The organism is Yersinia massiliensis CCUG 53443 (assembly GCF_000312485.1).
Classification (GTDB): Bacteria; Pseudomonadota; Gammaproteobacteria; order Enterobacterales; family Enterobacteriaceae; genus Yersinia; species Yersinia massiliensis.
In genome coordinates, this window is sequence record NZ_HE997643.1 from 1,852,507 (window position 1) to 1,864,655 (window position 12,149).

Sequence of the window (12,149 nt, forward strand, 5' to 3'; positions counted from 1 at the left end):
TAGCACTTGCGCCATCAGCATCAACAACTGCCGTCATTTTTTGACCAATAGCCGCTGTCTGATCTTCAAAAGTCGCGGTCACTACCAACTGATATTCTGCAAATGCTCTGGCCGCATCAGCCTGAGTCGTCCACAACTCAATAATCCCCGCTTTATTCTCACCATACTGCGCCCACTGCTGCCGAATACTGGCGTTATTGGCGTTTGCTGTTTCGAGAATGGCCTCGGCATTCATAAAGTCATCGTTAAGCAGTTGCTGTCCTGCCACGGTGTTTGTGATGAAATCATTACCCACAAACTCAAGGATCACACTCGTATCAGTGCTGGACATGCCACGGACCCAATCAATCCAGGGTGACTGATTACCGGATTTATCTACAATTCGAGCACGGAACCAGAACACTTGCCCCGCCCTTAAGCCCTGCATCGTGTAGTTCCGTTGCGGGTGCGGCACATCACTCAGCAACATAGCATCGGTGCCATCAGCAGACAGGCTATATTCAATCTCAGTTTTTAACGCATCTTCGGCCCCTTCCGGATAACCCCAGTTAAGGGTTATACCAAAGAGAATGCCGGTAGCCGAAAAGCCCACAGGCATAGGAGGATTCCCCTCTTTGCCGTTTAATGTGGTTTCCTGCGCGTTCGCCCAGATACTGGATATCTCAGAGGGGTTAATAGCACGAACACGAGCCTGATATTGTCCCGCATAAATCCCTTCAACTTGAAATCCTTGAGCTGATGTGCGCGGGGCTGATATCCAGTTTCCGTTATCACGTCGCCACTCGGCCTCGTACGCTATTGCGCTGGCTGCTGGTTCCCATGTAACACGCAAGGTAGTTATGGCCAGCCCTTGAGAAAGAGCAGAGAAACTATCAATAACAACATTTGTTGGTGGCGGCTGAACACCAGGAGGAATGACGCTGATTGGCCGATCTTCAATTCTGGCCCCGGTATCGATACGGGCAAATTTATTCGGGTCATACTCAATAGCCGTGATGTCGTAAGATACCCCATCGCTCCCCTCTGTAATGCCCGTAACACGAAAAAGCTGTAAAGCTAGATCACTAGCATCAATGGCCCAAACCGATTGGGGAACAGGTGTTACGCTAAATGCCGTTGTGACAGTAATAACTTTCCCCGCAACAGTTTGAATCGTTCTCCCCTCGCTCTTTCCGGTAGGAAGATTCACAATGAGTCGTTCGCCCACTGCAGCGGAAGAAACTCTATCGAGTGTAATGTTGCGACCGTTAACCTTGCTTATCCGTCCCCCAAGAGGACGACCGGCAACCATTTCATCGGCAATTCCCACAATATAGCCGGGCAGAGGTATTTTCCCATCCAGACCAACAGTGAACGATACAGACCGATCCGCATCATTGGTGTGTAGAACCCACTTTCCGCGCCGAATCGCCTCAGTTTGTCGAGTGCAACCGATAGCAGTAACATCGGCCTGTTTCACACCAAACCGGCGAACTAGCGCAATCTCAGATACAGGCTCAATCGCATCTTGATAACCATTGGCTGGATCAGACCACGACACGAACGCATGGCTATAATGTGTTTTTTCACTGGCGCTGCTGTAGGTAAATTTTCCATCCTTCACATTAGCGCGGGTGATTGCATAATCCATATCACGGGGCATATCGGCCAGAACGTTCATCTGATTATTGGCCCAGAAGGTCATGCCACGGAATATAGCCCCCATGTCATTAATAAGCGTCCATGCTTCGGCCTGAGCTTGGATATAGATATTACAAGTGAATCGAGGTTCAGTGCCGTTACCGCCCCGCCCATCAGGAACAAGCTGATCACAATATTGAGCAATCTGATATAAATCTAATTTTGTATAATAAAGATTGGCCGCTTTTATACGCTGACCTAAACCAAACCGATCACTCACTAAAACATCGTAGTAAATCCATGCAGGGTTATCCGTCCAAGCCCACTTAAAAGAGCCATCCCATATGCCTGAATAACTCCGAGTGGCAGGGTCATAGTTAGATGGAATACGGACGATCCTCATCTTTGGTTCAGAGGAAACCACTGGGATATTTTGGAACTGGCTAGCATCAAACTGAATGAACAATAAAGCGGTTTCGGGGTAGCGCAACTTTGCGTCAATAACTTCAGTAATGGCATCGATCACCATTTTATCCGCAATCATATTGCTCGTTGAATTGGCGGTAATACGGCGAATACGGATCTGCCAGCCAGTAGTGGCATCGGGTAAATCAATGCGGTGGCTGCGCTCATATTTTGTTGTCGTCTTGCCGTCCACTGCAGAGGTCAATACTTGCTGATAAGCGCCGCCATCTGTTGCCACATCAACTGCATATTCAATTCGATAACCAACAACATCACCATCATCTAACTGACGCTGTAGCGCAGACCATGAGAATCTAAACCTGACCGCTGATAATTGAGTATTGGTAACAGCACGAACAAACGGTGTTTGACTAGTCAGCTCGAGGCCGATCGCTGTTTCATTCTCAATATCTGGAATGCCGGGAATGTGAGTTTGATCTGGGGTACCGGAACGGAATTCATACTGAACGCCGGGGAAGTTAATAGAGCCGTCTGGGTTTTTGATGGGGGTACCATCAAGGAAAATATTTGTACCATCTAGCCCACCTTCCCACTCTCCCTCGCCAAGCGCAAAGAGTAATTTTGCATAGGATGTGGATTGCAGTGAATCTGGAGATTCTACCGGTGTGCGGGTGTTAGACGATCCGCCTTTAGACATTATCTTTTCTCCGGGCATAAAAAAACCCGCCGAAGCGGGTTATGTGAATAAGCTAATTATCATTGTTGGTCTTCGGCGTGGATGCCTGCGGATATTAACGCGCCACCTATCCGGCGCTTACCGTACCCCAGTGGCACTGGATTACCCTGAGCAATAGAGTTAACCGGCCCACCAAATGCGTAAGACGGTTTATTATCAGGTGATTCGCGCATTGCCAGCCCACCTTGCTGAGGTGAGAGCATTTGAACCATTCCACCTAGAGCCAAGGATGCTCCCATCATCGCTGTCATGCCGACTAATCCTTTTGCCGCAAATGCTGCCCCAATCCCACCGGGTCCAGCAAATACAGCAGCAGCTATCAAAACAGCGCCTAGTATAGTTTGAAATAACCCAGCCTTTTTACTACCAATAATTATTGGGGCTATTTTTATTTCCTCATCACCTATATTAAATTCCAGTTCGTCTTTAGTTATATTTCGCTTACCTTTGAAAATGGCGAAAGTAAGCCCCTTGTCCTTTGCTTCGTTAAGAAATCGCTCAAATCCCGGCAATAATATACAGCAGGCTTTAATCGCTTCCTGTGTTGAACTGGCGGCAAAACGAAATATTCCATCTTTATTTTCTGTAAATTGTTTTAGTTGACCATATAAACGAATTGTTTTTACTTCTGACATGTTACCTCCAATAAAAAACCCGCCGAAGCGGGTTCTTATTATAGTTGGAGTCATAGGCAACTTTTTATGTCACTAATGACTTCATTAGTTCTAGATTGCGATCGCCATGCAGTTGGTTTATTAAAAATCGCAGAATATAAAGTGACTTTAGTCATTGAGTTACTATTTACAACATCAATAAACTCATAATTATCTACTATAGATATAGTTAACCCATTTGTTAAAGGTTTTACTGACGTTACAACTGGTGCGCCTGCATAAGTTCTTTCTTCAAAGTTTTTAATAAAGCATGGGGCTAATATATCAGCATGTTTATTTGATTCGAATGTTGCAGCTGGCTTACCACTTCTTAATTGCTGTGGTGTTGTTTCACAACCTGTCAAAAACGTAGCCATAGTTACCAAAAGGAACAATTTTTTCATCCGTGCGTCTCCATGCAGAAAACCGAATGATAGCATTTACTCTGGTATTTGGTACCGCAACACCTTAATAGTGCGATCAAGCCAGTAACCACCATAAGGGACAATTTCACTCAGTGAACCATAGCGATGGTGTATCATTTTGCCATCGCCAAGATAAACACCCGCATGATTCGGTTCATTCGCTTTGTACTGCATCAGTATGACATCCCCCACCTCTAATGGCTCTGTGTGGGCATAAAAACCAGCATCAGCATAATGCTTCATATACAGGTTTTCACCGCGATCCCACCAGCCATCGGACCGCTCAAAATTAGGCAAGGTAATATCACGTTCAAGCCGGTACCAGTCCCGCACGATGGCATAACAATCCCATATCCCATGGACAAACGGCCTCCCCTTGAGGGGTTTTATTCCCTCGCTCGGCATAATCTGGCGAATATCCCCCTCTGGCCAACTGGCAATTATCCACGGCATTTGTGACACGTCACACTGCGCAATATCTAACTGCGAGGGTTGAGTTGTGGCGTCTGGATGGCTATGAGCAATGGCAATAATCGTCCCGCTTTCCTCCGCTGCTACATATTCAGCCGGATCAATACGAAACTGCTCACCCGACTCTGGCGCGGTGTTGGCACAACGTACGTAAACCTGCTTGCGGTCGATTTGTACCACCAGCCCACAGCATTCGGCGGGATAAGCGTCTTTGGCGTGAGCCAGCAACGCAGTAATAATATGTTTACGCATGACTACCTCTTTATCAACGCAGAGCCGGGAAAGCCACCGAACGGGAGCGGCTTACCTTTTCCGAAGCGTGTTTCACAGCCCGTTGAAAGAAGCCCAGAGCATTTATCTTTACTGGGGTCGTCCGTTGGGTTGCCGTCTTCATCAAAATAAGCGGTACCGGTATATCCGCATGACGCCCCACGATATTGATTGCGCATGCACCAAGTACAAAGAGAGTGGATCTGACGAGTGGGTAGCATAATGCCCTGCAAGTCTGCAGGACTGGATAACGCAAATTGGATCTGCTCGTTATCCTCATAGCTCTTGCTGTCGATATACCAAACTTCGAGTTTCTCTTCATCTGGATTCGCTTCTGGGTTTCCTTCCGGAAAGTTTCTGGCATCGAGGTAATGAGAAAACGTGGTGTGTACTTTTACCTGCGCTAATACCAGATTTTGATAAGCCAGACATAACGCCGTAATCGTTCCATCCAGATTACCGACCGTCAGTGTTGGTGTTGATGCGTTGCCGTCACTGGTCACTTCCATTCCCTCTATCGCAGTCGGCCACGGCTTATATTCGCGCCCCTGCCACCAGATTGACTTCACTGGCAATAAATCAGGGTTGCCGCCTGCGGCCTCCAGATCGGCCTCGCTATAAGGGATGGAATGGTTATGGAAATAAAGCTGTGGGCCGTCAAACTCGGTGCAGTCCACTTCGAACAGCAATACTTTACTGCCCGGTTCCAACATCTGTAAGTCAGTGTTTAACACGATGAATTCCTATGGATGGTAAGCAATAATGAATGTTGCGGAGAGTTCAAACATGGGCTTTCCGGCTGCGTTTTTCCCCGAGGCTTTCACCTGCTGCTTTTGGCAACAATACAGACCCAACTCCCCCATGGGGTTTCGCCACTGAAAAGCCTTGTAGCCTTTATGTTCTCGCAAAAATTGCCGTATCTGTGTGATGTAGTCGAGTTCACCCACGAACGAAAGCGGCCAGCTTTGATCCTCTTCATTGAGTCCATCGCCGGACCGCTGTGTATACCCATCCCCTAGCTGCAACTCTCGAGTTCGGGTTGTGATGTCTCCGACCGGATTTATGCGCGGACAATATTCAAACTCCCTGATCATCTGCGCCCCCTGATTCGATTTGTTAGTGTGCCATTTGGTCCCAAATCTTTAGCCATCAGCACTTTGTAGCGACTATCAACAAATGCGCCGATCTCCGCGCCAAACTGCTCCATGCCTTGGCTGCTTTGTGTGGAGGTGTTGCCGTTGCCATCGATGGTGATATAAACCTGTGGCGCTGCTGAACCAGCAGAACTAGTCGGCATATTGCTACTGACCGCCCTGACACCCAACGAACCATCTGCAGAGCGGGTGAGCGGCATAATCGCCTCTGGCCCCGCCTCGCCCATGACGCCAGCCCCTTTTGCAAAAGCAAAAAAGGTCGGTGAACTAACAACCTGACCGCTATAGGCGCTTAAGCTGGGTGAATCATAAACACCACCCTTGGCATTAAATGACAACCCGCTATAAGCGCCGCCCGAGAATGCATTACTGGCAGACCCTGCCGCGCCACTTGCGCCGCCCATGAATCCACCTAACAACCCGCCAGAGACACCCGTAATCGTCTGCATGATCGTACTGGTGATCAGGGCTTGCGCTGCCATATCAATAAGGTTTTTGATAATCGATTGAGACAGTGAGGCAAATAAATTAGACATCGCCTCTTTCGTGGACTGCGTGCCATTTACTAGCCCCGTCAGCATATTAGAGAGTCGGTCTTGTGAGTCCTGAAACAGATCAACAGCCATGCGTTGCATATCGCCTTGCGAGGCGAATAATTGCAATGATGCCTGATACTGCTGTTCGCGGGTTTCCGTCTCGGAAGCAAGAATAAGCTGGTTTTTTCGCTGTTCAGTGATAACGCCTGCCGCCGCATAAGTCTCGATAAGTGCCTGACGCTTTGCCAGTTGGTTACTGAGGTTTTGCACCGGATCGACGTTACCGGCTAACTCATCATTGGCACTGACGGCGTAACGTTGGTTAGCGTCGACCAGCGCCGTCAGATAGTCCGTGTGGATCTGTTGTTTACGGCGGGAAAGTTCCTCGGCGCTTTGTATCTCACCCCCGGCAATCTGCCGTTGTAGCTGCTCCTGTGCCTGACGTTGTGACTCAGCGGCGCTGCGGTAAGGGTCTGACGCAATCGCTGCATTATGATCTTCCCAGCGCTGCTTTGACTCTGCGAGGGTTTTATTCAGCCGTTCCAGTTCAGCGCGTTGGCCATCGGTATATTTCGCCCCGGTTTCAATGGATGCAGCAAATAATGACGCGGCAGCTTCACCTTGTTTGAGTCGAACTGACTCAACCTGAATTTCTTTATTCAGATTGGCAATGGCTTGTTCATAGGCTTTGGTTGCGCTTTCAGCCGTTTTTGTCGCACTGGCCGCTTTGCTTTTCGCCTGCTCATTCGCTTTGTTCTGCTCAGACTGATCGTAGTTTCTGAGTTCGCCGCTGACGAATTTCGATACCTCTTTCGGATCAGTAATTTTGAGCCGTTCAGCTTCTTGTCTGGCGATTTCTGTCGCTTGCTCACGCCCAGATAACTTTAATATTCTAAGTTTATCGTCCTGCACCTTTTGCGCGTTTTTAAGCTCTTCGCTAACAGGAAGAATCAGACTAGTTGAGTTAAAGGCGGTTTTGGCTTGGGTAGCGACATTGATAGAGTTGGAAAAGTGAGCCATTATTCCAGCAGCCACACCCAACTCTAGCTGCTCCACCTTGAGGATGCCGACACCCTGTTTAAGCGTATCATTTAACTGAGCACTCAGAACATTAGCCCCATTGACCGCACGACTTTTATTGTCCTGCGCATCCGTCAACTCTTTGAGCGCTATCGCCTGATTATTCAGAGAGATATTCAGTTCTTCATTGGCTTGCTTCCCAATGGTTGAACCTTCTCCCCATAAATAAACCTGTCGGCGATTTCGCTCAACGGCTTCTGTCGCTTTGTCGTAATTCTTTTGCGCGTCAGCAACAACAGAAGAAAGTGCCGGTAATGAGTTGTTCAGCTTGCCGATCTCTGCCGCTAACTGAACATTCCCCATTTCCCGCATTTTATCAATCAGTCCACCCACGCCCCCCGCTAACTCTGTCGCTGAACGTTTGGCTTGTTCTGATTTCTCATAGAAATAATAAACTGCGCCGGCTGCCAACATTGCGGCCCCAACGGGACCACCAATTAAGCCCAGCGCCTTACTCGCCAGTCCGGAGGCAACATTCAACCGTTTTTGTGCTTCGGTAAGGGCATCCGTTGCTGCCGCTTCTGCGCGGGATGCGGCGGCTACTGCAGCAGAGTTAACCGCCAGTTGTGCACGAATGGTTGCTCGGGCCTTTTCGGTTTGCGCCAACTGTAACTGAGCGACCAACGAACGCTGTGCGGCAACCGCCGATTCTCGCTCTGTCCGGATCTGTAACAATGACGCCTGAACACCTTCAACCTGCGCCGCAGCCAAAGCAAGTTGTGAGCGTGTTGCGGTAATGAGATTACCGGTTGCGCTGGTAACGCTACTGGCCAATCCACCAAAATAACGCGCTAATCCAAGTCCCACTAAGCCGGTACCGGCTGCAACAAGCACATCGATATTATCCGCAGCGGTACCAATCACGCCGGAGATCGCCGCCGTCACACCCATTGCACTATTGGCATCACCAATATAGGCTTTCCAATGGTTTGACAGCTTAGTGATGGCATCCCCGACCGTGGTCGGCATAGCCTCGGCAAGTTCGGCATTACGGTCTTTTGCAGCGATCACTGCCTTGGAAAAGGTATCCATTGATAACTTTCCAGCCGCGCCAAGTTTTTTCACTTCAAGCTCAGTGGTCCCCAAATAACGGGCAATATCACCAATAACGGTCGGCATAATCTCCATGACGGCATGCCACTGATCACCTGCCACCTTGCCATTTACCATGGATTTAGACAGTGCATTAATCGCGCTTTCGCCCTTTTCAGCGCTGGCGGCGTTAATGGTTAATGCGCTGGAAATTGAATCGATAAAATCAATCGTACTGGCCGTGGAGAAACCCAGCTCTTTCATCGAGTTGGCGCTGCGAATATACAGCTCGGATTGTTCCTCAATGCTTTTATAAGTGCGGTCGCTGATCTCCATCAGGCGTTGCTGAACGCTGTTATATTCCTCTTGTGAGCCGGTTGCCATTTTGATACGGGATGATATTTGCCCGTATTGGTCAGCCGTGCTGATCAGGCTACCCACCGCAAATGCCCCGGCAAACATGCCCACCATGCCACTGGCCGACTCTTTCACCGTGACCAATTCGTTATTCAGTTCTGCTAATGCACGTTTGCTCTGGCGTGTCGCCGCTTCTGCCTTACGCGAACCGCCCTCCATGGTTTTATAATATTCAGCCCCCATACGTGAGGCTCGGGCCATCTCCGTTTGATAAGAGGACGAGTTAGCCGTGATTTTGACGATGAGTTCACGTAAGGTTGCCATATCAGTACCAATAAAAAACCCGCCGAAGCGGGTTATGTCATGAGGGATTCAAAGAAAGATTCCAAAGCAGCGGTATCTTCTTCTGTCTCTTCCGGTTCTTTCCATTGCAGCAATAAATCTTCAAGGCCGACATTACTGCCCTGCGACCGATATACCGCACTGGCTATTTGTGCGGCATGGATATCCCCACGCCGATCCCCAATTGGGCTACCCGCATCAAACTCAATCCACAGCGCCAACTCACGCGCGGTCATGGTGGTTTCAAGTTCATGCAGGGTTCGCCCCAGCCGCAATGCCAACGACATGAGAAAAGACATACCCGGCGCATTTACTTTTTTTCGGCAGTTTCAATATCCTGCTTACTGAGGCTGAGCGCTTCTTTAAGCAAGCGAGCATGCACCGGCCCATAACTTTCAGCGACAAGGGGAATATCTTCATTAGAAAACGCCTGAAGACCACTCTCATCAAGCAACACATCAACAAACAATGTGACATCTGAGAGAATATTGTTGGTGATCTGGTCCTCAATCGAGGCTTTTACCGCTTCATCTGGGTTCGCCTCGCCTTTTACCGCCACCTCTCGCCAACGTAGCCAAGCACCCGAAGAGGGTTCTCGCAGTATCACCGTGGTGCCATCCCATTCAGGAACGACCACCGTTTTATGTCGAAACCCTGCGCGGGGCGCAATAGCCAGCGCTCGTAAATCCTTTTTAGCCATGATTATCCGGCCTCAGTCACAGTAAAGTTACAGGTTGCAGTAAAGCCGCCATCCGCAGTGGTAAAGGTGACAATGGCCGCGCCATCATCCAGCCCTTCATACTGACCCGTTACCGGATCAACGCTCACAATCGCAGGCGCAGATGAAATAAAGGTGCCGGTTTTGTTGGTGGCATTAGCCGGTAAGAATGTCGGGATTAACACGCCGGTATCACCCACCTCAACAGCGGCGGTCGATTTGTTTAAGGTGACGCTGGTCACAGGAACCTCAGTGGCAGCAATGCGAACCGGTTTACCTTTAATGCGCAGGGTGAATGACGCAGACACCACGCCGGATGTGCCAGCACTCCAACTGTTCTGACGCACTTCGGCAAGATAGGCATAACCATTGCCGCTGGGGAAGACGACCTTGATAGAGCGAAGTGTGTCGGTTTCGTAGGCTTCATAGAGCGAATATTGGGCCTCTTCGTCCGGACTCCAGTTGCGCGAAATGGTCATTTCTGATGGTGCAGGTAAACCATTCGTCATTTCCTGTTCTTCAGAACACAGCGTGGTGACGTCGATATCCGCTTTTTGTCCACCAGTGAAACTGATCTCTTTGGTAGCACAAGCCGCAGACAACCACACAACAGATCCTGTTGGTAAAGGCTGAGTCGTCACGCCAGCCGAAACATAAATTTTCGTGCCCTGCGTTTTTTCATAAATACTGGTCATATTTTTCTCCAGACATAAAAAAACCGCCCGTAGGCGGCTGGTGACTTTCTTGGGGGTTATTCCCACACCTGAACTTCAAGCAGGGCGCGGAAAAGGGAGGTGTCTGATTCAAAGTGGGTGATTTCATTCATCTGAACCGGTGAAAGTGGCCTAATAAGCGCCCTCACTTCGTGACGAATGGCGCGAGCCTCGTCAATGGTTCTGGCGTAGACATCAATTTGAAGCATCGATGCGGTGGCTGATTGTCCGTCTATCACATCATCAGTCACATCTGATGGAAGCGAAAACACCACCCAAGGCGGTAATATGGCCGGACCGCTGCCATCAGGTTTCTGAGGGGCAATATAGGGGTATACCTGCCCACCTGCCAAGTGCTTGATTAAGGGGTAAACATCAGCTTCGGTCATTTTGCCAATACCTCATCAATGGCCTGAATTGCTCGGTCAATCGTAACCCGTGCCGCCTCATCGGTTTTGGCATCAAAAGCCGGACGCATAAACGGAATAGCGGCCATATTAGAGGTGCCCAACTCCACAAAGCGCCAATAAAACGAGTTATTACTGCGGATCGCTTTCTTGGTGTTGTCACTGTTGGTACCGGATGGGTTAGTTCCCCTGACGCGGATACCGGCACTGGCCTGTGTCGCATCCCCTTTACCATTGGCGATAATGATGTTGCGTTTCAGTTTGCCGGTACGCTCTGGTGCACGGTTTCGTGCTTCAGCCTGAATAACAGCCGCACCGGCCCGAACAGCCTGCCGCAAAACCGTGCGACTCTCGGCCTTACTGAGCAACTCCAGCTCTCTATCCAGATCCAGCATGCCGGAGAAGTCGAGATGGGCATCAATCACGTTTTCACCCCTCTTTTGCATAGCAGTTCAAGTCGTGTGTTATTTTCGCCGCCAATCACCGATACAATGTCATAAATTTCACCGGTTCCGGTCGGTGGCTCATGCAAGATTCGATTAGCTGACGTCACAGGAAAGGCGGGATAACGGCGCATCCAGATCCTGACGGTGGTTTCCGACAGTTCAGCGCCGGAGGACACAAGCTCCCGACCCGAGATATCAGTAATATCCGCTCTGACAGACAATAATGTCTCCCAGTCAGTCACCGGTTGACCAGAGGGAAGTGTACCTGATGCTCGTTTTTGAATAGTCACACGGTATCGAAGTTTGCCTGCTTTCATACGCCGTAAATCCTATAAGGCTGCAACAGAGAATCGACCGTAAACTCAAGCTGCTTTGATGTAACACCAATGACCGTGGCCTCTCGGTTGGTGTACCAGTGTCCGATCAGTAGCAGCATGGCGGTTTCAATATCTTCGCCATAAAGCAACCCATCCTCTTCTGAATACCCCTCATCGCTGGCTTGATCGAACAACATGCGGCGGGTGTAGTTCTCGACAAAGCGTTTACTGGCTTTGATTCTGGCTTCTAGCCAATCATCATCCTCTGTGAACTCCGGTTCAATGTTGCAGTGATGCTTCACCTGATCCAGTTCCAGCATGGGTTCGCCTTATTTAGCTTTAGTTTTCTTACCACCAGCGTTAGCTTCTGGCGTTGGCTCCGTTGGCTCCGTTGGCTCCGTTGGCTCCGTTGGCTCCGTTGGCTCCGTTGGCTCCGTTGGCTCCGT

Annotated in this window: 14 protein-coding genes; all 14 read right to left on the reverse strand. The window is 49.5% G+C overall.

The genetic code is table 11. From position 1 onward, the window contains the following. Positions 1-2,743 (reverse strand): host specificity protein J (locus tag BN68_RS08355; protein WP_019210719.1); only part of this gene is annotated, 2,743 nt, incomplete at its 3' end. Between the two features lie 59 nt (positions 2,744-2,802). Beyond that, a complete protein-coding gene (locus BN68_RS08360) occupies positions 2,803-3,417 on the reverse strand; it encodes a tail assembly protein (RefSeq protein ID WP_019210720.1) in 615 nt (204 codons plus the stop codon). A gap of 50 nt (positions 3,418-3,467) precedes the next feature. Continuing rightward, on the reverse strand, positions 3,468-3,839 hold the full coding sequence (locus tag BN68_RS08365) for a hypothetical protein (protein ID WP_019210721.1): 372 nt from the start codon (positions 3,837-3,839) through the stop codon (positions 3,468-3,470). 36 nt (positions 3,840-3,875) lie between these two features. Next, complete coding sequence (locus BN68_RS08370) at positions 3,876-4,583, reverse strand: C40 family peptidase (protein ID WP_019210722.1); 708 nt, start codon at positions 4,581-4,583, stop codon at positions 3,876-3,878. Positions 4,584-4,585: 2 nt separating this feature from the next. Continuing rightward, entirely contained in the window at positions 4,586-5,338 is a 753-nt protein-coding gene (locus BN68_RS08375) for a phage minor tail protein L (protein WP_042806435.1), read from the reverse strand. 6 nt (positions 5,339-5,344) lie between these two features. Continuing rightward, complete coding sequence (locus BN68_RS08380; RefSeq protein ID WP_019210724.1) at positions 5,345-5,695, reverse strand: phage tail protein; 351 nt, start codon at positions 5,693-5,695, stop codon at positions 5,345-5,347. Next, a complete protein-coding gene (locus BN68_RS08385; RefSeq protein ID WP_019210725.1) occupies positions 5,692-9,084 on the reverse strand; it encodes a tape measure protein in 3,393 nt (1,130 codons plus the stop codon). The genes BN68_RS08380 and BN68_RS08385 overlap by 4 nt, the downstream gene beginning before the upstream one ends. A 32-nt stretch (positions 9,085-9,116) precedes the next feature. Beyond that, positions 9,117-9,389, reverse strand: coding sequence for a phage tail assembly protein T (locus BN68_RS08390; protein ID WP_051144542.1), 273 nt, complete (start codon positions 9,387-9,389; stop codon positions 9,117-9,119). A 23-nt stretch (positions 9,390-9,412) separates the two neighbouring features. Next, a complete protein-coding gene (locus BN68_RS08395) occupies positions 9,413-9,802 on the reverse strand; it encodes a phage tail assembly chaperone (protein ID WP_019210727.1) in 390 nt (129 codons plus the stop codon). A gap of 2 nt (positions 9,803-9,804) precedes the next feature. Then, a complete protein-coding gene (locus tag BN68_RS24585) occupies positions 9,805-10,515 on the reverse strand; it encodes an Ig-like domain-containing protein (RefSeq protein ID WP_019210728.1) in 711 nt (236 codons plus the stop codon). A gap of 56 nt (positions 10,516-10,571) precedes the next feature. Beyond that, complete coding sequence (gene gp17 / locus BN68_RS08405) at positions 10,572-10,922, reverse strand: tail completion protein gp17 (protein ID WP_019210729.1); 351 nt, start codon at positions 10,920-10,922, stop codon at positions 10,572-10,574. After that, the gene (locus BN68_RS08410) at positions 10,919-11,365 is read right to left on the reverse strand and encodes an HK97-gp10 family putative phage morphogenesis protein (RefSeq protein ID WP_019210730.1); all 447 of its coding nucleotides are present in this window, start codon (positions 11,363-11,365) and stop codon (positions 10,919-10,921) included. The genes gp17 and BN68_RS08410 overlap by 4 nt, the downstream gene beginning before the upstream one ends. After that, complete coding sequence (locus tag BN68_RS08415; protein ID WP_019210731.1) at positions 11,362-11,703, reverse strand: phage head closure protein; 342 nt, start codon at positions 11,701-11,703, stop codon at positions 11,362-11,364. The genes BN68_RS08410 and BN68_RS08415 overlap by 4 nt, the downstream gene beginning before the upstream one ends. Then, complete coding sequence (locus BN68_RS08420) at positions 11,700-12,023, reverse strand: head-tail connector protein (RefSeq protein ID WP_019210732.1); 324 nt, start codon at positions 12,021-12,023, stop codon at positions 11,700-11,702. The genes BN68_RS08415 and BN68_RS08420 overlap by 4 nt, the downstream gene beginning before the upstream one ends. Positions 12,024-12,149 lie beyond the last annotated feature (126 nt).